Annotated in this window: 21 protein-coding genes; 9 read left to right on the top strand and 12 right to left on the bottom strand. The window is 50.7% G+C overall.

From position 1 onward, the window contains the following. The first annotated feature begins 17 nt into the window (after window positions 1-17). Window positions 18-1,637 (top strand): alkaline phosphatase family protein, encoded by a 1,620-nt coding sequence (locus tag HYT77_04610; protein ID MBI2067276.1) that lies wholly within the window; start codon window positions 18-20, stop codon window positions 1,635-1,637. Between the two features lie 3 nt (window positions 1,638-1,640). Here the strand turns inward: HYT77_04610 and folE are convergent, their stop codons facing one another. After that, the gene (gene folE, locus HYT77_04605) at window positions 1,641-2,243 is read right to left on the bottom strand and encodes a GTP cyclohydrolase I FolE (protein ID MBI2067275.1); all 603 of its coding nucleotides are present in this window, start codon (window positions 2,241-2,243) and stop codon (window positions 1,641-1,643) included. Continuing rightward, entirely contained in the window at window positions 2,240-3,784 is a 1,545-nt protein-coding gene (locus tag HYT77_04600; GenBank protein MBI2067274.1) for a thioredoxin family protein, read from the bottom strand. The genes folE and HYT77_04600 overlap by 4 nt, the downstream gene beginning before the upstream one ends. A 62-nt stretch (window positions 3,785-3,846) precedes the next feature. Here HYT77_04600 and HYT77_04595 point away from each other — a divergent pair, with 62 nt between their 5' ends. From HYT77_04595 to HYT77_04585, 3 genes are read left to right on the top strand one after another with little or no spacing between them, the layout of a single operon-like run. Further along, complete coding sequence (locus HYT77_04595; protein ID MBI2067273.1) at window positions 3,847-4,737, top strand: DNA integrity scanning protein DisA nucleotide-binding domain protein; 891 nt, start codon at window positions 3,847-3,849, stop codon at window positions 4,735-4,737. A gap of 3 nt (window positions 4,738-4,740) precedes the next feature. Beyond that, window positions 4,741-4,926 (top strand): hypothetical protein, encoded by a 186-nt coding sequence (locus HYT77_04590; GenBank protein ID MBI2067272.1) that lies wholly within the window; start codon window positions 4,741-4,743, stop codon window positions 4,924-4,926. A gap of 39 nt (window positions 4,927-4,965) precedes the next feature. Beyond that, entirely contained in the window at window positions 4,966-5,478 is a 513-nt protein-coding gene (locus HYT77_04585) for a hypothetical protein (GenBank protein ID MBI2067271.1), read from the top strand. Here the strand turns inward: HYT77_04585 and lipB are convergent. The 8 genes from lipB to HYT77_04545 all read right to left on the bottom strand — a co-directional run bounded on the left by lipB (window position 5,453) and on the right by HYT77_04545 (window position 14,993). Next, complete coding sequence (lipB, locus tag HYT77_04580; GenBank protein MBI2067270.1) at window positions 5,453-6,079, bottom strand: lipoyl(octanoyl) transferase LipB; 627 nt, start codon at window positions 6,077-6,079, stop codon at window positions 5,453-5,455. The genes HYT77_04585 and lipB overlap by 26 nt on opposite strands. Next, complete coding sequence (locus HYT77_04575; GenBank protein ID MBI2067269.1) at window positions 6,072-7,148, bottom strand: metallophosphoesterase; 1,077 nt, start codon at window positions 7,146-7,148, stop codon at window positions 6,072-6,074. The genes lipB and HYT77_04575 overlap by 8 nt, the downstream gene beginning before the upstream one ends. Beyond that, entirely contained in the window at window positions 7,141-7,686 is a 546-nt protein-coding gene (locus HYT77_04570; protein MBI2067268.1) for a CDP-alcohol phosphatidyltransferase family protein, read from the bottom strand. Before HYT77_04570 ends, HYT77_04575 begins: the two co-directional genes overlap by 8 nt. Beyond that, window positions 7,683-8,855 carry a GTPase HflX gene (gene hflX, locus HYT77_04565; GenBank protein MBI2067267.1) on the bottom strand — a complete coding sequence of 391 codons (1,173 nt, stop codon included), beginning with the start codon at window positions 8,853-8,855 and terminating at the stop codon, window positions 7,683-7,685. Before hflX ends, HYT77_04570 begins: the two co-directional genes overlap by 4 nt. Window positions 8,856-8,934: 79 nt before the next feature. Then, entirely contained in the window at window positions 8,935-12,381 is a 3,447-nt protein-coding gene (dnaE, locus tag HYT77_04560; protein MBI2067266.1) for a DNA polymerase III subunit alpha, read from the bottom strand. 45 nt (window positions 12,382-12,426) lie between these two features. After that, window positions 12,427-13,341 carry a hypothetical protein gene (locus HYT77_04555; GenBank protein MBI2067265.1) on the bottom strand — a complete coding sequence of 305 codons (915 nt, stop codon included), beginning with the start codon at window positions 13,339-13,341 and terminating at the stop codon, window positions 12,427-12,429. A gap of 200 nt (window positions 13,342-13,541) precedes the next feature. Then, complete coding sequence (locus tag HYT77_04550) at window positions 13,542-14,507, bottom strand: hypothetical protein (GenBank protein ID MBI2067264.1); 966 nt, start codon at window positions 14,505-14,507, stop codon at window positions 13,542-13,544. A 57-nt stretch (window positions 14,508-14,564) separates the two neighbouring features. Beyond that, on the bottom strand, window positions 14,565-14,993 hold the full coding sequence (locus HYT77_04545) for a hypothetical protein (GenBank protein MBI2067263.1): 429 nt from the start codon (window positions 14,991-14,993) through the stop codon (window positions 14,565-14,567). Window positions 14,994-15,188: 195 nt separating this feature from the next. Here HYT77_04545 and HYT77_04540 point away from each other — a divergent pair, with 195 nt between their 5' ends. Together HYT77_04540 and HYT77_04535 are read left to right on the top strand one after the other, a co-directional pair. Continuing rightward, window positions 15,189-16,166, top strand: coding sequence for a deoxyhypusine synthase family protein (locus tag HYT77_04540; protein ID MBI2067262.1), 978 nt, complete (start codon window positions 15,189-15,191; stop codon window positions 16,164-16,166). A 47-nt stretch (window positions 16,167-16,213) separates the two neighbouring features. After that, window positions 16,214-17,128: a TIGR01777 family protein gene (locus HYT77_04535; protein MBI2067261.1), complete on the top strand. Its 915-nt coding sequence runs from the start codon at window positions 16,214-16,216 to the stop codon at window positions 17,126-17,128. Here HYT77_04535 and HYT77_04530 read toward each other — a convergent pair. Then, a complete protein-coding gene (locus HYT77_04530; protein MBI2067260.1) occupies window positions 17,125-18,129 on the bottom strand; it encodes a hypothetical protein in 1,005 nt (334 codons plus the stop codon). The two genes, HYT77_04535 and HYT77_04530, sit on opposite strands and share 4 nt — an antisense overlap. Window positions 18,130-18,169: 40 nt before the next feature. Between HYT77_04530 and HYT77_04525 the strand changes: the two genes are divergently transcribed. Both HYT77_04525 and HYT77_04520 read left to right on the top strand, forming a co-directional pair. Then, window positions 18,170-19,138, top strand: coding sequence for a D-2-hydroxyacid dehydrogenase (locus HYT77_04525; protein MBI2067259.1), 969 nt, complete (start codon window positions 18,170-18,172; stop codon window positions 19,136-19,138). After that, complete coding sequence (locus HYT77_04520; protein ID MBI2067258.1) at window positions 19,135-20,916, top strand: hypothetical protein; 1,782 nt, start codon at window positions 19,135-19,137, stop codon at window positions 20,914-20,916. The genes HYT77_04525 and HYT77_04520 overlap by 4 nt, the downstream gene beginning before the upstream one ends. Here the strand turns inward: HYT77_04520 and HYT77_04515 are convergent. Continuing rightward, window positions 20,913-22,352 (bottom strand): FAD-binding oxidoreductase, encoded by a 1,440-nt coding sequence (locus HYT77_04515; protein ID MBI2067257.1) that lies wholly within the window; start codon window positions 22,350-22,352, stop codon window positions 20,913-20,915. The genes HYT77_04520 and HYT77_04515 overlap by 4 nt on opposite strands. Before the next feature lie 88 nt (window positions 22,353-22,440). Between HYT77_04515 and HYT77_04510 the strand changes: the two genes are divergently transcribed. Next, the coding region (locus HYT77_04510) for a hypothetical protein (GenBank protein MBI2067256.1) at window positions 22,441-22,759 on the top strand (319 nt) is incomplete at its 3' end.

The following is a 22,759-nucleotide window of genomic DNA, read 5'->3' as shown; positions in this document are numbered from 1 at the left end:
GACGATAATATTCAGGCATGGAGATTCGACGCTCTATTGGCCAAACAACCACCTTTGTCGGCACCTCTTTGACGGGAGCCGCTCGCGAGATCGGGACTATTCCAAACTCTTTAACAAGGGCCCCTTCAAGAAATATGCTGGCAGGGCTCCATTTTCCACGAACGGCTGGAGTTTGGCAATCAGGGACAAGATTCGGTCTGGCCTCCGGGGCAATCCTTTCCGGGATCTCTCTCACCGTCTTTCTAATGGGGGGGTTGGCTTGTCATGCGAGTCTTAACATCCGCCCTTTTCCGATACCACCGGCAGAACCTCTTCCAGGCCATCCCGATCATCTCATCATTATTTCCATTGATGGCCTAAAGCGGGAATATCTGCTGCAACAAGACCAATTGGGTCTGGAGATCCCTACTCTCGCTGCCCTTATGGCAACAGGCTCTTACGCCGCGTCCGTAGAGAGCGTTTATCCTTCTGTTACCTATCCGGCCCACACAACGATTGTAACAGGAGTCACCCCGGCAAAACATGGTGTGGATCAGAATCTCATGTTCGATCCAAAAGACCCAATAGCAGAAAAGTATTATTGGGACTCGAGAAGCATACGAGCCAAAACAATCTGGCAGGCCGAAAGTGAGAACGGAGGGAAGACCGCCAGTGTCAACTGGCCTGTCACCGTTGACGCCCGTATGAATTTCAATATCCCTGAATATTGGGATGCCGATGGTCTGGAGAGAACGCTTCCGTGGCTCCGAAGGCACTCAACACCGAAAGGTCTCGTTACGACGATAGAAGATACTTATTTTAGTCGGATCGACTGGAAAAGGTATAAAAGGAGGGTCTCTCATGGTCTTCCGGACCCTCTCACGGCACAAGCGTTGAAATATCTTGTTGCCCGAGAAAAACCAGATCTTGTTCTGGGTCATTTTGTCGGTCTGGACGACGCCCAACATCGATATGGCCCTTTCAGCCCGGAGGCGTATGGAGAACTTGAAAAGATCGATCGTTGGATAGGAGAGATCCTGCGGGCAACGAGGAGTGCCGGGACTTATGAACAGACGGCCTTTGCGATTGTCTCAGATCACGGATTCACACCTTGTCAAAAAAGGATTCGCCTGAATCCCGTCCTAAGGGATCATGGTCTTATAAAACTGGATGCGAGTGGAGAGATAACTGACTGGAAGGCAGCCATTCATGGGGAAGGGGCGATGGTCGGAATCGTCCTGAAGGATCCAAAGGATGAGACAACATTAGCAACGGTTCGTCAGTTGTTGAATAATCTGATGCAAAATCCAGAGAATGGGATCGCCAGGATCTATGAAAAAAATGAGATGGCTAGACGAGGCGGGTTCCCCAAAGCCGATCTTGTTGTTGAGGCATTGCCGGGATATTCATTCAGTCCCGCGATGAAGACCCCCCTTGTCAAGGAGGCCTTTTTGGCCAAAGGGAACCATGGATACTCTCCGGAGCTTCCTGACATGAAAACTATTTTTGTTGTTGCAGGACGAGGGGTCAAGAGAGGGGTTGTTGTGCCAAATATGAATCTGCTTGATATCGCCCCCACCCTTGGATTGCTTAGGCATTGGAGTCTACCAGAGGTTCAGGGACAGGGTCTTCGTATTTTTTTCCAGGGAATCAACTAAAACTCATCCCCTGATTAAATTCATGAACTCTTCACGCGTCTCCTGACGTCGCCGGAAGACACCGAGCATCGAAGAGGTCACAACCTTGGACCCCGGCTTCTGAACCCCGCGCATCTGCATGCAAAGATGCTCCGCCTCCACCACAACCGCAACCCCTTTGGGGTCCAACGCTTTTTGGATCGTCTCGGCAATCTGTTTGGTGAATCTCTCTTGCACCTGAAGGCGTTTTGCAAAAATTTCTACCATTCGGGCAATCTTGCTTAATCCGACAATCCGATCTTTGGGGACATAACCAACGTGACACCGTCCAAAAAATGGCAGAAGATGATGCTCGCAGAGCGAATAGAAAGAGATATCTTTGACGGTGACCATCTCGTCGTAGTTTTCGGCAAAGAGCGCCCCGTTCAACACCTGATCAACATTTTGATTATAACCGGAGGTCAGCATTCGAAGCGACCGCGCCATCCGAACCGGCGTCCTTTGAAGACCCTCCCGGACTGGATCCTCTCCGAGCGCCAAAAGAAGATCACGAAACAATCCCGCCAACGGATCTTCCTCGTTCCGGACGGTGATCGAAACAACGGGATTTGAAACCCTGTTTTTCATCGCTGCAACCTCTTCGTTAATTCTTCCGGCCCCATCACCTCACCGACGAACCTCTGAAGCACCCTCCCCTCCCTGTCAAGGATCAAATAGGTTGGCCAACCAAACACCTGGTACCTTTCAACCATTCTTTTACAGGTGGGGGTCTCGACCGTACAGTCAATCTTCAAGGGGACAAAATCAGTTTTAAGAAATTCCTGAAACGTCTCCTGGTTGAAGGTCCTCCTCTCCATCTCGAGACAGGGGAGACACCACTCTGCAAAGAAGTCGACAAAGATCGGCCGGTCTTGCTTCGCCGCCTCCAAAAAAGCGGTCTCCGGATCGGTCATCCAGAAGGAAGAGGACGATTCACGTAACCCATTCTTCCCTATCTGTCGGTGCGCCGTCAGGGCGTAGTAGCCGGCCAGGAGAATCATCAAAAGCGCCAATAGCCGTTTGGACCAGAGCGTTAAAGAGGCCCCCCAACTCTGCCCCGCGAGAGAATGATAAAAAATGGCGGCAACAAGAAAAAGAGAGCCCATCCCCAATCCAAACGCGAAAAGAAGTGTGAATCCGGCAACCAGACTGCCTGACTGAGAGACATAGAGAAGCAGAGAGCCCAGGACCGGGCCAACACAAGGGGCCGCCAGGATACCAACGGTCATCCCCGCCAACACGGCCCCCAAGAATCCCTCTCCTCCCCACCTCGATATCCGGGTCTGCAGTGAAACGGGCAAATGAAACGGAATCCACCCCATCAGAACGATTGCAAAAAAGAGATAGAGGAGAGAGAGCGCTACAAGAAACGGAATCCCCTGAAAGAGAAATCCAAGGCTTTTGCCGAGTACCGTCCCGATCAAACCGAGCAAGGCATAGCTGATCGCCATCACCAGAATAAGTACCGTGGAGAGAAGAAAATTTCTGGAGCGTCTTTGCCCCCTTCTAACCCCGATGAAGGCGAGCGTCAGCGGAATGATCGGCAGGACGCAGGGGGTCAGATCGGTCAAGATCCCTCCTATAAAGGCCGCCAGTAGTGTCCAAAAAAAACTTTTCTGAATCATCCTTTTTCCGGTACCGATCGCTGAAGAATCGACTGGAGGAGATTCCTCAAGAGATTTCCCTAAAGTCCCCTTGATCGGAACCGATATCTCGTGTCGCATTTGCCGGTAGCAAAGGCTCTGGGAACAGCCTTGATAGGTGAGAAGGAGAAGGATCTTTCCATTTTCAGACGGTATCTTTTCACTCCTCTGAAGATCGGCATGAATCGTGGCAACATCCTCAAAGACATCCATCTCCTTACCAAAGAACGGATCCGTCTTCTTGTGAGACGGGGAATAGGTGACATGACTGAGGGAAGCCCCCTCCCCCTCCAGCAGGGTCAGACCGGTTTTGTCACGATAGAGGTAGTACCCTTCAGGGATCAGAAAATTGATCGAAACTGCAACAGTACCACCCGGAGTGAGTTCTTGCGGCGCCATTTTGTATTCCCATTGAAAGGGGTCCTGAAAAGAGAAGGAGGGCAGGGCCATGAGAAGGAATGCCAAACTTAAAAGAGATCTTTTCATGAATCGACCTATCTTATGAAAAGAACCTTGAATTTGGCAAGGAATTCGGAGACAAACTGATTATGGTCAAAAAGAGATTAAAGGAGATCGACAAGACGCTGATCAGCGCCGCCTTTCAACTGGCCGCAACAACACGCTCCTCTGCACTCCTCATCTTCCTTGACCCCCTCAAAGATCCCCCCTCGGAGGCTCCCCCGAAGGGATGCCACCTGATTTATGTCACCTGCCGCCCGCCGACCGACATGGAGACCTATCTAACCGATCACACGGAGCCGGTCATTCATCTCCCGTCAGTCAATATGACCCGGATGGGGCAAATCAAGATGGCGGTCGTTCTCGCCCTGTCAAAATCACTCATCCGCCTGGGGGATAAGATTGTTTTCCTTACGGGCCATCAGGAAGGAGAATTTCTGGACAGTGTCGTCTTTATCGATACCGCCAAGGAGCAGGAGATCATCACAACAGATGGTCTTCAGGAATTAACGGGAGAGGTCCGACCCGATGTCTTTCAACACCTGTTCAGCATCGCGCTGGAGCTCGCCAGCCATGGGCGCGAAGGGAAACCGGTCGGTACCATTTTTGTCGTTGGGGACGAGGAAAAGGTCCTGCAACTGTCTAAACAGATGATTATCAATCCGTTCAAGGGATATTCCGACGAAGAGAAGGGCATTTTGAGCCCCTCACTCCGTGAGACGATCATCGAATTTTCTGCTCTCGATGGCGCCTTTGTGATCAGCTCGGATGGCCTCGTCCTGTCGGCAGGCCGTTACCTGGGCGCCGTCGGTGATGTTGATGCGACGCCCCAGGGCCTCGGTTCCCGACATATCGCCGCCGCCGGTATAACGGCCTTGACGAAGGCGATCGCCCTTGTGATATCAGAGTCAACCGGCGACCTGCGCATCTTTAAGAACGGCAAGGTTATCATGGAGATTGAAAAACCAACAAGGAGATAACTGATGAAGGAAACGGAAGACAAATTCAATTTCATACATCTCGACAAACGGGTTATTGAAAATCGCCTTAAAAGACATCTGACGAATCAGAAGGAGTGCCAGAAATTGGTTTCTTCCTTGCCCGATGAAGCCGAGAAGTCGGATCAGCTGCTTGTCTTCAAGGAAGAGGAAGCCAAAGGCTTTTCTTAAAGACAACCCCCACTGAATCTGCTACCATGGGGCCTCCCTATGAAGGAATTCACTCCTTCTTCGATCAGGAAGCGAAGCAGCGGGCAAAACCTGGATCCCTATCTGAGCAGAAGACCTCCAGAAGACCGTGCGGTCTGCCGTGGATGTCATGCCGTTTATCATAACAGACACTGGACATTGACAATCGGGGGAAATGGGAAGCTCCGCCACAAAGGACCTGAAAATGGCCCGATGGTTCTTTGCCCTGCCTGTCAGAAAATTGGAGACCGTTTCCCCTCCGGCGTGATTCAACTCAAAGGGGCCTATCTCAAACTCCATCGTACAGACATTATCAATCTGATCCGGAACGAAGAGACGCGGGCCCGAGGCTTCAACCCGCTTGAAAGAATCATGTCAATCCATGAAACAGCCGATGGACTTAAGATAGAGACCACATCGGAAAAGCTGGCGCAAAGGATTGGCAATCGCCTGCAACGGGCCCACAAAGGGGAAGTCCACTATCACTGGTCCAATAATGAGCACTTTATTAGGGTCGAGTGGGCACGAGACTGACTTCATTCTGGATCTGCTTCTTTACCTCACTCATCATTGGTTTTATGCCGGTCTCGTTTAAGATCGAGGTCACCCCTCTTTCACGAATGCCACAAGGGTACATCAACTGATAGGGACGAAGATCACAATCGACGTTCAAGGCAAATCCGTGTCGTGAGACCCCTTTTTCAAAATGAAGTCCGAGGGCTGCAATTTTTTTTTGCCCAATCCAGACCCCCGGATAGTGACAGTCCTTTGATCCCTTAAGAGTATACTGGTGGAGTAACCGGATGAGAGACTCCTCAACGGCACTCACAAATTGTGGGATCGTCTTCTTGCCTAATTTAAATATGAAATAGCCAACCAATTGCCCCGGGGCATGATAGGTGAGACGCCCTCCCCGGTCTGTCTCCACAAAGTCAATCCCCTGCTCTTGCAACGATTCTTTGGGAACAAGCAGGTCTTCCGCCGACTCACGCCGCCCCATGGTAATAACAGGAAAATGCTCCAATAGAAGAAGGGTATCGGGGATCCCCTCGCTCATTCGCTTGGCTACCAACTCACGCTGAAGAATCTCGGTTTCCTGAAATCGAACCCTCCCAAGATCACGGATCTCAATCATAAACCTCCTCGATCGGATGCGAAACTCCCTTCCACTTCTTGAGCGACACCTGGGGAATGCCTTTTTCATCGTATTCCAAAAGGGCATAGGTCAAATCGACCAAACGTCCCGGATTCGAGATCTCGAGCGAGATCTGTTCATTCCAGAGGCCGGTGTTTAAATATGTTTTGTCAGGGGCAATTTTCCTCGAACCGGCATGATGGGTGTGACTGAAGATAACAATCCGGGTATTCCTCTCGGTGAGCAGAATCTTTTTGGCCTCCTCATTCAGATTCGGGGCAATCCCGACCTCCTTGATAATCTGGAATGTTCTCAAAATGGAGGATCGGCGATGCGGGTCCTTACGGAGGCGGAGCCAAATAAAATAGAAGAGAATTCTTAAGACCGACTTGATGGCAAATTGTGTGTCATGAATCAGGGCCCACCGGAGGTAGTATTTGAAGGGGTAGATCTTTGAAAAATAGGGGCGTTCCTGCCGAACGCGGTTTAAAAAATGAATGACAAAAAAACTCCCCCAGGGGAGATTGACGATCGGTTCAGGCAAATCCTTGGTCAGAAAATACCGGTGGGAGTTGTAGGCGTTGTCGGCAAAAAATTGGTGCCCGTGCTCTATATGAACCCCATCAAAACGGTACACATCCATCTGGAAGGCAGTATGCATCCCAAGCACCTCACGCAAGCGATTGCAGACCGATGGAAAAAGAAGTCCCGGATCGTGGTTCCCCAGAATAAAGGTAATCCTGTGTTTGGGCGCTTCGGCAAACCGCCTCATCTCCTCAAAAACCTCGGGATGACCTTTTAAAATTTCTTCCGTACGACGCAAAGCCACTTTTTCTGAAATGACATCGGGGTCCCTCTCCCAGATATCAAGTTGCAGATGGTTGAAAAAATCTCCGTTGCAAATAAGCTCCACATCCGCATCAGCGTAGATCCCTTCACGATAGTAGCGAAGGAACTCGATAAATTTGTCATCGTAAAAAAAATCTTCAAGATAATTGCGGGTCCCGTTGGGAAGCCAACGTCCGCGGCCGATGTGAAAATCGCTTACAACAATCTTGAATTTAAGCATGCCCTCTCCGAAGAATCTTGATCCCCTTCACGAGATAGTGAATCCATGAGAGCACGGTCATAACCGCCGTGACAAGGCGGTCATAATCGTTCCAGGGGGTTTCAACACCGTAACTGACCGACAGCAAGGCGGTCACCAAAGTGACCAGTTGAAAAAAAGTTGTCCCCTTTGACAAGAAGGTAGGACGGTATTCAATAAAAATCTTTTTCGTCTTTAAAAAAATGACTCCGCTACTGATCATCAGGTCTCTTGAGAAAACAAGGAGTGTCAACCAAAGGTCCATCCGACCATGAACGGTGAGTGTCATAAAACCGGCTGTCATAAGGAGTTTGTCGGCCATCGGATCAAGAAAGGCGCCTAACCGGGTTTTCTGTTTCAAAAGCCGGGCCAAGGCCCCATCGACCAGATCACTCCCCCCCGCTATAAAAAAGATCCAGAACGCCTCCCTCCATTGCCGCCACAACGCAAAATAAAGAAAGACCGGTATGAGAAACAACCGGCCCAGGGTGATCAGATTGGGGAGATTCAAAAAACTCATTTCCCCCGGCTTGTACGAAACTTTTGGAATTTATTGAAGTACTTTTCTGAGACCTCCGCTTGAAGAAGCACCCCCTCTCTCCGGTCCTCTCTTTCCAGAATACGCGAGGTGGCATAAAGAAGCGAGAGTTCTGAGCCGGACGCATGGGGGATCATGAGCATGATTTGACGAAACGACTCCGCGAGCTTCTGATCGATTTTCTTCAGCAGTTCCTCACGCCCATCTCCTCTTAAGGCGGAAATAACGAGATCGTCAGGAAATCGATCGACCCCTTCCGGAAAAAAGCCCGAGTCCTTATCAACCTTGTTAAAAACACGAATAACCGGTTTTTCATCCATCCCCAACTCCTTGAAAACCTTCTCAACGATCTGGATCCTTCCTGCCCCATGGGGGCGGACCATATCAATCACATGAAGCAGAAGATCCGAAGAAAGGGCCTCTTCAAATGTAGCCTGAAACGCCTCAATAAGCTCGTGAGGTAGCTTGCGGACAAAACCGACCGTATCCGCCAGCAGGATCTCACGACCCGAAGGGAGTTTCAGGCGTCTGACCGTCGGATCGAGCGTCACGAACAGCTTGTCTTCCACAGGGACCCCGGCCCCTGTCAGGCAGTTCATAAGGGTTGATTTGCCGGCGTTCGTATAACCGACCAGTGAAACCGTCGGTAAAGGAACCCCCTCCCGTTTCCGACGATGGAGTTGCCGGTGGGCACGGATCCCCAACAAATCATCCGTAAGGACAGAAATCTTGTCACGAACCTTTCGTTGATCCGCCTCTAACTGTGTTTCACCGGGGCCTCGGGTCCCAATACCACCCCCCAGACGGGAAAATTCCCGCCCATGACCGCTGAGGCGTGGGAGAAGGTATTTGAGCTGCGCCAGTTCTACCTGAATTTTTCCTTCGCGTGAACGGGCCCGTGAGGCAAAAATATCCAGAATGATCCCTGTGCGATCAACCACTTTTGTTGCAAAAATATCTTCCAGGTTCCTGTTCTGGGTTGGAGAGAGATCTTCATCCACCACAACAATGTCGACACCCAGAGAACGAACCTGGTCACGAATCTCCTCCGCCTTTCCGTGCCCGATCAATGTTGCTGGATGAATTTCCCGAAGCTCGAAGAAGAGCTCTCCTACAACCTCAGCCCCCGCTGTGGAGACCAGTTGCCTCACTTCCTCCAAAGAAATTGTTTGTTCCTCTTTTTCCCGGCGACTCCGGTAGAATCCAAAAGTAAGTGCGCGTTCAATGGTCTTACTGAACGGTGGTAACGGGTGCTCCAAAAAGTGAATCAACCTCCATTCTGAGTTCCGGAGACGGGTTAACGGTCAGATCCTCCGGCAACGAGAGAATTGTCTCACCCTTTTCCTCTCCCTTCAAGTGGATAAATGCAGCGGCCCTTCCACGGTGCCGCGCCAGCAACTCCTTAAGTCGTTCGAGCTGAAGACGGTTGACCGACCTTGATGACAAGTAAAAATGGACCTCTCGTGGCCGTTCCAGGAGCCCCCCCTGAAGCAGAGAAATCTCGCGTGCAATGATCTTGATCCCCTCCTCGGTCGCATCAACCGTTCCACGAACAACGATCGGTTTTTCCCCGTTTAAAAACGGGAGGGATCGCCGGTAAAGTTCGGAGAAGACAATCACCGGGAGGGTCCCCCTGAGATCTTCCAGCCCGACAAAGCCCATTCGATCGTTCTTCTTGGTCACCACCTCTCGAAGAGAGTTCACAATGCCACCCAAAAGGACCTCTTCTCCATCACGGCCCTCTTCCTTGATCTTATCCGTTGTACGGCAACCGGACACTTCCAACTGATCCAGGTAAGAATCGAGAGGATGACCGGTGATGTAAAATCCGAGTGTCTCTTTCTCCCCCTGCAATTTCTCCATCGACGACCATTCGGGAATGTCGGGAGAGGGAAGAGAGGGATGGGCAGCCCCACCACCAAATAATGCCCCCTGTCCCGTTGCCTTCTCTTTTTGAATACTGCTTCCCCTTTCAAGCGCCTGGTCCAGGAGCGCCATCGCCTGGGCCCGCTTAATCGCAAGGGAGTCAAACGCCCCCGCCTTGATTAAACCCTCAAAAACGCGCCGGTTGACCCGTCGAAGATCGACTGACTCACAAAAATGATCGAAAGAATTAAAGCGCCCCTCCTTTTTCCTCGCCTCCAACATCGCCTCCACCGCTGCAGTACCGACATTCTTGACCGCCGCGAGACCGAAACGGATTTCCCGAGGACCAACGACCGAAAAATAGGTAAAGCTCTCGTTGATATCAGGCGGCAGGATCGAGATCCCCTGCTCCCGGCAGTCGGCGATGTAGAGCATGATCTTGTCGGTATTCCCCATTTCATGGGTCAGAACCGCCGCCATATATTCCACGAGGTAGTGTGTCTTGAAATAGGCCGTTTGGTAGGAAATCAGGGCATACGCCGCACTGTGACTCTTGTTAAAGCCGTATTCCGCAAACTTGGCCATGAGATTAAATATCTTCTCCATCTTTTTCGCCGTGAATCCGTTCGTGACGCCCCCTTTGACAAACTTGTCTTTCTGCTGGGCCATCTCGGCCGGCTTCTTCTTTCCCATCGCCCGGCGAAGAAGATCGGCATCCCCCAGTGAAAAACTGGCGAGGCGTGAGGCGGCCTGCATCACCTGTTCCTGATAGACAATGACACCGTAAGTCTCACTCAAGACCGGTTCAAGCTCCGGAATCTCGTAATGGACCTGTACCTTCCCATGCTTTCTGTTAATAAAGTCATCCACCATCCCGCTTCCGAGAGGACCCGGCCGATAGAGGGCCACGAGGGCAATCAGATCGGGAAAGACCGACGGCTTCAACTTGATGATCAATTCCCGCATCCCGGATGACTCAAGCTGGAAGACCGCTGTCGTGTTTCCATGAGAGAGATTCTCGTAGACGGCCGGATCGTCCAAGGGAATGTTGGAGGGATCAACCTCAAGATTCCTTGTCCGTCGGATGATTTTGCGGGTCTGATTCAAGACCGTCAGCGTTTTCAACCCTAGAAAATCAAACTTGATGAGCCCGACCTCCTCAATCGCCTTCATGTCGTACTGGGTGATCACTTCCCCCTTTTGACCTCGTGCGAGCGGAAGAAAATCAACCAAGGGGCGATCCGAGATCACCACCCCGGCAGCATGAGTCGATGCATGGCGGTTCAACCCTTCAAGAGACTGGGCAATCGAGATCAGTTTTTTTATTGGCTCTTCCTTGTCGATCAGCTCCTGGAGGCGGGGCTCTATCCGGATCGATTCCTCCAGCGTGATGTTCAGCGCATTCGGAATCATTTTCGCAATCCGGTCCGCCTCGGCATACGGGATGTTCATGACACGGGCGACATCCCGGACCACCGCCTTGGCCTTCATCTTTCCAAAGGTGATAATCTGGGCCACATTTCCATATTTCTTCTGGACGTAGTGGATCACCTCGTCCCGTCGGTCCATACAGAAATCGATGTCCATATCCGGCATACTGACACGTTCGGGATTGATGAAACGCTCAAAAAGGAGATGATACGGCATCGGATCGAGATCCGTGATATTCAGGGAATAGACAACGAGACTTCCTGCGGCAGAACCGCGTCCCGGACCGACCGGAATCCCGTTCTTTTTGGCATATTCAATAAAATCGGCCACAATCAGAAAGTAACCGGCAAAGCCGGTCTTCTGAATCATCTGGAGTTCCTGCTCAAGCCGCTCCTCATATTTTTTTCTTTCCTCATCCGGGCTGGAAAAACGCGGCATAATCTTTTTCCAGCGTTCCTCAAACCCAAGCCAGGTCCTCTCCTTCAGGTAGCCAAAAAGATCCTTTCCTTCCGGCGCCTCAAATTTCGGGAAGTGATACGATTTGAATTTGAGGTCAATCTCACACCGTGAGGCGATCTCAACCGTCGCCTGAAGCGCCTCCGGCAGATCCGTAAAGAGGGCCTTCATCTCCTCCGAAGACCTCATGTAAAAGGCCGGCGTCTCAAAACGCATCCGGTCAGCATCCTGGAGGGTCTTGCCGGTCTGAATGCAAAGGAGCGCCTCATGGGCCGCCGCATCCTTCTCCAAAAGGTAGTGACAGTCGTTTGTTGCCACGAGCGGAATCGAAAGCTTTTGAGAAAGCTCCTTGAGAACCCCGTTAAACTTCATTTGACTCGCCAGACCGTTTTCCTGAACTTCAAGATAGAATCGGTCGCCCAATAGTTTCCTGAAATAATCGGCAATCGGGATTGTCTGGGTGATTCCACCCTGAAGGGCCGCTTCCGCCAATTCCCCCGAAAGACAACCGGAGAGAACGATCAACCCCTCGTGAAACTGTTCAAGGAGCTGTTTGTCAATGCGCGGCTTGTAATAAAACCCCTCCAGGTGGGCCCCCGTTACGAGGCGACAGAGATTATGATAGCCGGCCTGGTTCATCGCAAGAACGGTCAAGTGGTGGTACGGCTCAAACCCTTTTTTGACTTTTTTATCAAACCGGCTTCCGTGCGATTCGATGTAAACCTCACAACCAACAATCGGTTTGACTCCCACTTCGGCCGCCTTCTTGAAAAACTCGATCGCTCCGAAGAGGTTGCCATGATCCGTCATCGCAACCGCCGGCATGTCAAACTCTTTGGCCCTCTTGCAAAGTTCCGAAATGGTGATCGCACCATCGAGGAGACTGTATTGGGTATGAAGATGGAGGTGAACGAAATCAGCCATTGAAACAAAAGGCTAAAGACATTGCGCGCTGGAAGTCAATACCTGTTAGGCGTAGGCACCTTTGTAGATAATAACCCCCAACTGCTGGACCGTATAAGTCACATCGCTTAAGAGATAATTTCCCCATGTGCCGGGGGCCGGCGAAAATCGGTGCGTGATCGCATGGCGGAATCCCCCCGTCATCGCATAAACTCCGGCCGTCCAGAGGATGTAATCCCACGACTTCTCATCCGAAGACTGGGTGGTCCACGCAACCGGAATCAGCGAGACGGCCCAGCCGATACTCACCAGACCGTTCATCGCGACGCATTTCCACAAATGCCAAAGCCCGTTCTTTGGATGACAATAAACCTTTCTGCTCAGAAATCCTCCAACACCACTACCCGTCGTCGGTCCAAGGCCGATGAAATTGAGGTCCTTTCCATAATTGATTGTCTGGATCGGTCCGCCCCTCCTAAATCCGTTGACAACCCAGCTGTAAAGTCTCGAATTGCTAAAAAATTTGGTGCCGGCACCAAAGGCAAAGTTGTTGAGGATAAAATAGCTGGCCGGCAGCAGATCCCACTTCTCCGGCTCCCAGACAAACCCCTCTTCTCCTCCACGCCAGGACTGGTGAGCCAGCTCAATACCGGTTGAAATCGCGACGTTGGCAAAAATCCCTTCCCAGTCGTGGTCGATCCGTTCCAAAACGTTTTTGGGGATAAAGGACTCTCCCGCCTTGATCTGCGCCTTCGTCAATCTCCTGACCGACAGTTCAGGATGACGAGCCAAAAAGGTGCGGTACCATTGAAACTGTTTGAGCGATTTAAAGTGCCCCCCGAAGAAGGAAGGGAGTCCGCGAAACAGCAAAACTTGTCCCAGTACAACGGCAAGAGGCGCACTATACTTAAGGATCGGACTCTCCTCACGCCTCTCTGTTTCAACCCGCGGGGCGGCAGAAGTAGCCAGAATCGATATCATAAAATTTTACTCCAATGATTCATGCCTTGATTATCGGTTCACCAAGAAAACTGTTTCTTAATTTAGGGATATTAAAAGTCATTTCAAAACCGGATGAGATGCAAGGCAGGCCGTCCGAGCGCGACGCAGGCGTACTTGCCTGTACGTCGAGGAGTCGCAAGGATGGACAACGCCGCAGATCGCCGGTTTTGAAATGAGCTCTAGCCATTTGAACGTTCGGAGCCGTTGGTCATCATAATAGCCCCCTGAACGAGCACATATCCACCAGTGTTACACAAATAGTAAGCTCCACTCCCCATCGCCTTCTCCGGAAAAATTCTCCAGAGAATGGTCCTTCTGAGCGAACCTAAGGTAACATTCGCGATAAATCCTTTCAGGGCGTAGTCAAATTTATCCTCCAACGGGGCATCGAGTGACCAGATATAGAGGGTAAGCGTCGGGATCCAGACCAGCGAATAGATAACATTCATGACGATCATATCCGCCAAGAAAACACCAAAACGGCCCATCGATCCGCCAAAGGAGCCTGGCCAACGAGCCAGACGATTTGCCGACAAGGTTTTGCCCGGAATTTTGGTCATCTTGGAGGAGAACCAGTCAACCGCTTGGGCAAGCCTCGAACCGGGCTTGAGGAGCCCAATCGGGTCTCCACAAATGTATTCACGGCTCTTCAGTCTCCCTCCCAGCGTCATCATACGTTGATATTGTCCAAACCGTCGGCCTTCCGCTCCAAATTTAGGCAGGACCCCCCCTGAGAAACCGTCCAGGATAAGCGTGGCCGCGGGCAGGAGATCCCACTTCATAACCGTCTCAGGGATCTTCTCCCACTGACTCGGCCAAAAAACCCAGGTCCGGTCTCCGGGCTCACCATGAGATGACTGGTTGAATAGCAGTTCCAGCCCACCACAGATTGCAATATTCATCAAAAGGTCGAACGGCGTGCGGTGATCCAGCTTGGAAATCCACTTAGCCTTTCCAGCCCAATACTTCGGGGCAATATAAAAAGCCCATGTCTGAAATCCAAGAAAGGCAAGTGCCCCACCCTGCCTTAGGTACCGTCTCCCTTTCTCCTCATTTTCAGATTTTTTACAGGAACCGATTTCATCGGCGACGTACGCCGACCCAAGATTGTTAGAACAGGATCGAAGTGGGTTTAAGGTGCTCATCTCTGCTATGGTTACACAAAACCATCGACACCCCCTTAACCGTCGTTGCGGAAAATATTAACAACCAGCGCTTACTATATGAACTGTATCAACCCCTTCAAAGACAAGATTGAAGGCACCGGCCGCCATTCGTCTCACATGGTCCAGCCTGCATGAAAGTTCTACCATGGCAGACATAGGATTAGGGTTCGCTGGGGATCCTGCACTTAAGTAAGCATTCCTCAACGCCGATAATTCTTCTCGCGGCAGTTCTCGAACCAGCATCCACCTTTTTACTGCCAAATAAAAGCCCTCCAAAGCATCACACGCCAAAGCGAACTCATTCACATCGCCTAACGCCTTAGGCATAACGCCAATAGCGGCTAAATGTTCTGCCTGTTCTAATAATCCACTGGTTATAGGAGTTACACCATGAGTTGCTGCTTCATACCTCGCTAATTCCCTAATACCCGCCCTCACCGCCCGATAATAATCTAAAGTAAGCATAGCACTACCTCCCTGTATAGTTATCATCGGCTTTAAGGATTAAATGTTTCTTGGAATATCCTTGTCCTTGGCTTAAAAAATGTAACCCAGAAAATAATTTGAAGAAAAAATGATAAAAGGGACGAAAAATCTTTTAAAATCAAAAAGGTTGTTGTCAAAAAAGTTTTTTTGAAATAAAAATAGGAAATAGACGTCATGACTGAGAAACCGATCAGCAAATTCATCAAAAGGCACTTCCGGCACTTCAATGCGGCAACGGTTGTTGACGCGGCGGAAGCGTACCAAAAGCACCTCGAAAACGGTGGTAAGATGTTCGTCACGCTGGCCGGCGCCATGAGTACCGCCGAGCTTGGCATCTCACTCGCCGAGATGATCCGTCAGGAGAAGGTTCATGCGATCTCCTGCACCGGTGCGAATCTGGAAGAGGATATCTACAATCTGGTGGCCCATGACCACTACAAGCGCCTTCCCAACTATCGTGATTTAACGCCTAAAGAGGAAAAGCAGCTCTATGACGAGAGGTACAATCGTGTCACGGACACCTGTATCCCGGAGCAACAGGCGATGCTCAAGATTGAAAAACTGATGCATGAGGAGTGGAAAAACGCCGAAGAGCAGGGGAAAAGATATTTCCCCCATGAGTTGTTCTACAAGATCCTTAAAGAGGGCCGACTTGAAAAGTCATACCAGATTGAACCGAAGGACAGCTGGATGATCGCTGCTGCCGATAAAAACATCCCCCTTTTCGTCCCGGGTTGGGAAGATTCAACGCTGGGAAACGGCTTTGTCGGCTATCATATGAGAGGGCAGCTCAAGGATCTCTCTGTCATGAAGACAGGTCTTGAATATATGAAGTCGCTGGCGGTGTGGTACCTGGAGACCTCCAAACATCACTCGATCGGTTTCTTTCAGGTTGGTGGCGGCATTGCCGGTGATTTTCCGATCTGTGTTGTACCGATGCTTCATTTTGATTTAAAGATCAGGAATGCCCCTTTGTGGGGTTATTTCTGCCAGATCAGCGATTCAACAACAAGCTATGGTTCCTATTCGGGTGCCGTTCCGAACGAAAAGATCACCTGGGGAAAACTGGGGACCGATACCCCGAAGTTCGTTATTGAATCGGACGCAACAATCGTTGCACCCCTCATTTTTGCAATGATCCTTGGCTGGTAAAATCGACTCGCCCCCCAAGGGGAGAAAGTGTAAAATCCCTCCTACTTATGAAGATTCTGCTCACAGGGGGAACCGGTTTTATTGGCAGACCTCTTCTCAAGGCCTTGCTTGAAGCAAGGCATGAGGTGATCCTTTTATCTCGACAAGCGAATCCGATCAACGTTGCCCCAGGAACAAAAACTGTCTTCTGGAATGGCAAGACTCAAGGAGAGTGGGTTCACCAAGTTGAAAATATAGAAGCTGTCATTAATCTCGCAGGCGAGCCGCTTGTGAAAAATCGCTGGTCAAACTCTGTGAAACAAGACCTGCGTGACAGCCGCATTGAATCAACAGAGCTTCTTGTCACCACCATTGAAGACGGCTTCATGAAGCCTCACATCCTCATCAATGCCTCGGCAGTCGGATATTATGGCAATGTCCCCGAAGGAGAGGTTACGGAAGAGTCCCCAAACGGCAAAGGGTTCCTTTCAGAGCTTTGCCGCGACTGGGAGGCGGTTGCCAGGGAGGCAGAAACTTTCGGCGTTCGCGTGATTCTTCTTCGAACAGGAATCGTTCTAAGCAAAAACGGAGGAGCCCTTAAAATGATGCTGCCCCCTTTCCGGTTTTTTGTTGGAGGACCGTTGGGGTCAGGCCTTCAATGGTTTCCCTGGATTCACTGGAAAGATGAAAGAGATGCAATCCTTTTTGCTCTCACTAATGAAAAGATCCGGGGCCCTGTTAACCTCGCCGCTCCCGGAGGAGTTTGTCTCAAAGAGTTCTGTAAAATATTAGGGCAGACCCTTCACCGCCCCTCGTGGATACCTGTCCCTGCCTTCATCCTTCGCCTGCTCTTAGGAGAGATGTCCGATGTCCTTCTGGAGGGCCAAAGGGCGTATCCCAAAAAACTTATTGAAGCGGGATATCAGTTTGCCTATCCCACATTGAAGAATGCCCTGGAAGATATCTTAGGGGAGGCTCTTTAAAAATCCATGCATCGATAGATCTTGTTCGAAGGGAGATATTGGCCGAGGCGGTCCTGAAACCAATCAAGCATCTCTTCTTTGAGCTCCTCGGGATAATGAACGGTCTTGCGGTTTGTGGAAACCAACCGTTCCAGAACCGACCGATTCTTAGGGAACCTCTTTCTCATGAGGCGCGCTTGTCTCATCGGAAAACGGAGGGTGCCTAAGCTCAGCCAGGCAATCTGTCTCTCTTCAAGGCAGGAAAAAACTGTTTTGAAAACCTCCTGATAATTTTTCTTCCAATCCGCATGGGCAATTATTGGATCGAGGTGAAATCCGACCGGATAGCCTCTCTCTGAGACCGTTTTGGCCGCCAGAATTCTCTCTTCAAAAGAGGCCGTCTTGTACTCCTCTGCCTGAATTAAGGCCGGCGGATTGAGGGACCAGGAGATCACCGTCTCGCCCCGATGTTCCAAACCAACCAAAGGCTCAATCCGATTGCTCTTCGTCTTAAGCTCCAACAGGGCTCTGGACTGATTTGCAAAGAGCCTCACAAGAGCGGCCGCGTAGCCCGTGATCTCCTCAATAGCCAGAGAATCGGCAATCTTGCCTGTACCGACCACCGCCCCTAACGGCAACTGCATCAACTGTCTTTTCATCCTCTCAAAAATTTCATCCTGATTCGTATAAACGGTCATGAGCGGATTATTCCCCAGATAACTCTGCAGGATACAGTAGGTGCACTCCAGGTGACAGTTCGAAACGAGGTCCGCTGAATAATACGAATGGCCCACACTCTGGCTCATCGCCTTGAATTCCTTGATCGGATCGGGTTTAAGCCATGTCAGAAGTAATCCCTTCTTCGCCCAGGTCATCTCAGCCGGTTTCTTGAGCTGTTTAGGGTCATCAATAATAGAAGTAGGAACTTGTTGAAACCGCCTCAGGATCTTTTGGGTCAATGGTTGATCGAGAACGGCACGATCCACATAGATTCGGCTCGGACAAAAGGGGGCTGAGGGCATGTTTGACGCCTTTCGACAGCTTTGTTACAGCGGAATGGAAATGAAGCCAACTATTGTTTTCCTGGATGAAGCAACCGTGAATATTGGCGACCTTGATATAAAACCAATTTCACAACTTGGAAAATACCGACATTACAATGTCCTCCACCATTCTTCTCAAATTCTCCTCCGAGCCAGGCGGGCCGATATTATTATTACCAACAAGGAAGAGATCGGCGAGAAAGAGTTCTCCAAACTCCCCCGACTTAAACTGATTTGCGTCACGGCAACCGGCGTTAATAACATTGATTTGAAGGCCGCCAAACGACGGGGCATTGCGATCACCAATGTCGCCGGCTACTCCACACCAACAGTCGCCGAACATGCACTCATGTTTATCTTGGCATTGGGCCACCGCCTTTTGGAACACCACGAATCAGCCGTCTCCGGAGAATGGAGTCGCTCGCCTTTCTATAATATCCTGGATTATGCGTTCCAGGATCTTGCCGGCAAAAGGTTGGGGATTATCGGTTATGGGGCGATTGGAAAACGTGTTGCCAGACTGGCGAAGGGTCTTGGAATGACGATCTTGATTGCTAAACTGCCCCGTCGGAAATACGGCGGAAAACCGAGGCGTCTTTCACTCCCCTCCCTTTTAAGACAGTCTGATTTTGTCTGCATCCATACAGCCCTCTCGGACCAAACCCGCCATCTTATTGATAAGAAAAATCTGCGGCTCATGAAACGATCTGCTTATCTCATTAATGTGGCGCGCGGAGCAGTAGTTCACGAAAGAGATTTGGCTTATGCACTAAAAAAAGGCCAACTCGCCGGTTATGCCACCGATGTCCTCTCAGAGGAACCACCGCCCCGAAATCATCCACTCCTCCAAAAATCAGTTCGCAAAAAGGTCCTGCTCTCCCCCCACGTCGCCTGGGCAAGCCGTGAGTCACGACAGCGGGTCATTGATGAGGTTGGTAAAAATATCGAGGCGTTTCTCAAAGGCCGCCACCGAAACCGGTTGGTTTGAAGTTTTCAAGCAACCTTCCTGGGACTCAAAACGACAATACCTACAGCTTTATGATTCACCCTGCTTCTTTAAGAGACAACGGTATCGGTTACGAACCAGCAACCTTTGGGAACTACAACCCTACGCCCCCCCCTGTATCAGACAGGTTTGAATTATTTCAGAAAATTGGCGGACCCTCTCAACGTCGGTCCGATCCGGAAGAGACCTTTCAGATCGCCAGATCGCGGGAGAATCGATTTCTTGAGGTCATTGGGACAACCCTGCTCTTGGGAATGGCTGGTTATGGTGATTGGGGTTCTGATGGAACCGGGCAATTTGGACTTCATCGACCCCCTATCCATAAGGGGTGGTTTATTGGTGGTGGTATCGCCCTGGTGGCCGGTATTACCGTTCTTGCCATCTACCTCCATGCCCAACATGAAAACGAGGTCTGGTCCAAATCAAAGAGCGCCAACAACATGACCGAGGTCGAGGCGGCCGCCAAAAAGGGGGATGCCGAGGAGCTCGATGAGATAGGCAAAAAGGCGCGGGAGCGACATGGACGTATCAAAAAGCATATTGAGAATGCCGTCGCGCGTGCGGCTAAAAGGGTTGAGAACCGCACAAAAGATCCGATCGACCTGGCCAAAAAATATGAGGTGTTTGACCGAATGACCTATACACGTGCCGACCTCAATGAAAACAGATATTCGACGGATCCGACCTCCCGAGTCGGAGGGGAGCTCCTCTCTACCTGGCAGCAGCGCTCTCAAGAGACGGAAGCGAAGGCAGCAAAAGACGGTTTTGAAGGTTTTATGGCGATGCTCCTGGACGAAATGGGAACCGCCTCAAGTCAACAGCTGTTTGCGTACAAGAAACTCGAAAAGAATATTGAGGATTACGAAAAGATAGCCCCTTCCTTCTTTGGTGGTCTCATGAAGTATCAGGCAGAAACGGCCCGGACCGAACTCAAGGAGTTCAAAACGGCAGAGATTGACCAGGAAATTCAAGTAAGGGCGACTTACAACGGCCGGATGCGGCAGAGGATCAGTGGAAAATTTTATGCATCGCGCGAAGATTACAAGACCCACTTTGATCATCACACGCGGCTCAAAAATACGTTTGACTCCCTCGTAAAACCGACGGCCGACATTGCGAGAAACATCGACAGAAATCTTGATGAGGCGATTCAGCACCGCAATCAAGAGAATATCTATCTTGTCATGGCCGAGGCGCACAGGAATGATATTGTGAGAGTCTGTGATACAGACTCTGACGGTAACTCGTCGTGTCACACAGAGACGAAGGATAACAGCTTCATGTACAGAGCGCTCGCCTCCACAGAGGCCTCAGCCGCCCAAAGGTGTGCCCAGGCTGCAAAGACAGGGCTTGAGAGCCTGCGTCCCCTCGTTGCACAGCTCTACGCAAATGCTATTATCTCCGAAGAAGGACTTCAGGCCCTTGTCCCGAAGGGGGTCACGAGCAAGATAGTGAGCGACGGACATGATCCTGTCTGGGATTGGTTCCTCCCTCCCCTTTTTGGTATCTTTAACAATATGGGCACCATCAATGAGGCGAGCCGTGCCCGTGGCCAGTTTGGTTCGATCCATGGATCATTGTTAGCGATTGAATCCCAAATCGCCTCTCGAAGAGATGGGGAAGATCAATGGATCAACCATGAAATCGATGTTGATGTCGAAGCCCAGAAGAAAGAGGCCTGGAGAAAGAATGCAGAGAAGGCGTCTGTCGGCCATGAGCGTGGTCACTTTGAGGAGATCTGGGACTGGGCGACCTCCTAATCAAGGCTCCACAAATTTCCCCTTCCAAGGATTTGATGGGGATCGTAGGAAAGCTTGATCTTCTTCATCTCTTGAACAACCGTTGATCGATATTGGATCGGGAGCAGATTCCTAAAGAGCTTTCCGACGCCATGCTCTCCGGCAACGCCACCGCCCAGTTTCACGGCCCTTTCACACTGACGGATCAACAGCCCATTGGCCCGTCTCTTCTCATCGGCATTTTTGGTTATATAATTGAGATGTGGATGGCCATCGCCAATATGGGCATAGGCGAGATAGCGAATGCCTGATTCGCGACTCTCTTGTTCCACGAGCCCCATCATCTCCTGAATCTTTTCCACAGGAACCCACCAATCGGTCGCTATCTTTCCGCCCCCGTTTACCTGATATCGCCTCCCCTCTTCATTCGCCGAGGCGGGGATCGCATGACGGAGCAGACGAAAATTTTGTTGGGCCGGCTCATCCATCGCGATCGCGATCTCATTGACCAGGTGTGCGGCATTCCGTTTGTTAAGAATCCCTTCCAACAAATGAAGCCATCCCTCCATCCGATGCCCCATCTCCTGCTCATCCGAGTATTCCTGTTTAAAGGTGATCGCACAATCGGCCGTTTGGCAGGCGGAGGGGGCCCTCTCTTTTGTGGCGACAATGCGGAGTGATTCGTTGTCAATTAACTCCAATGCCCTTGGCTTAATCGAAGAGCTGTTCAAGGCCGCCACCACAAATTCAAGACCGGAATGAAGATCCGGGAAAAAGGCCCAGCCCGCAAAGAAAGGCCTTTCAGCCGGAAGAAGATCAACCGTGACCTCAGTGACAATCCCCAAGGTTCCTTCTGATCCGACAAAAAGATCAATGAGGTCTCCCCCCAGAAAATAACCGGCCCTGTTTTTGACCGAACCCCGGTACGGCTGTTTTCTCTCCAGAATGATTTCCTCTCCGTTTGCCTTGAGTATTTTCAGGCGCCGGACATACTTGCGTGTCGGGCCATAGAGGAGCGCATCCTCCCCTGTCGCGTTGGTCCCGATCGTCCCGCCCAGCTGGGCATCGTTACGACTCGTCGGATCGGGGGGATAAAAATAGCCGGCCTCACGAATCTGTCGCTGAAATTCTCCCAAAAGAATCCCCGGTTCGGCCGTGGCGGATGGAACCTTTGTAACGGGATCAAGGCCAATCTCCAAAAGCCGGTTTTTCTTCTCCATCGCAACAAGAATTCCTTCCTCAGCGATCCCTGCACCCGTTAAGGCAGTCCGGCTTCCACTGACGGTGACCGGAATCTTCTCTTGATCGCAATATCTCAAGATCTCCTGAAGGTCCTTAAAGTCTCTGGCCCGATAAACCCAGTCCGGCTCTCCATGATAAAGAACATCGGTGGTGTACGGTGTAATCCGGTCGTCCCCTCGGGGAATCATGTCTGAAGAGAAAGGAATTTTTGCCACATCATTGTTCTATTTCTGAGAAATACAAATATCAAGCAACAGAAACACGGTCTCTCCGATTACGCCTTGCAAGAAGGAGGGCTTACCTATGCGTCTATCAAATCTCTTGATTTTTGGTTCACTGGCCGTTGGCCTCGGGGCTTGTCAACGAAAACTAGTTCCGCTGCAAGGAAGGCCTGAGGAACCGTGTGAAGGAAAAGAATGCCACCCCTCTGCAACATCGATTGTGAAAGATTATATTCGGCTAACTCAGGGAAAGGCAAGATTCACTCCCGTAGAGAATGAGGTGATCGAAGGGGTTCTCAAGGACGCCGTTATAAGTAGAACTGAATTTTATGAAGACCCTTTAGGACACTGTGAAACAGCCGGTATGTATGCCTCCTCATCGGCAGACGGCGGGGATATTT

It is taken from the genome of Deltaproteobacteria bacterium (genome assembly GCA_016180855.1).
Taxonomy (GTDB): domain Bacteria; phylum UBA10199; class UBA10199; order JACPAL01; family JACPAL01; genus JACPAL01.
The sequence above is the reverse complement of the archived record's forward strand: the minus strand, read 5'-3'. Positions and strand labels throughout refer to the sequence as shown.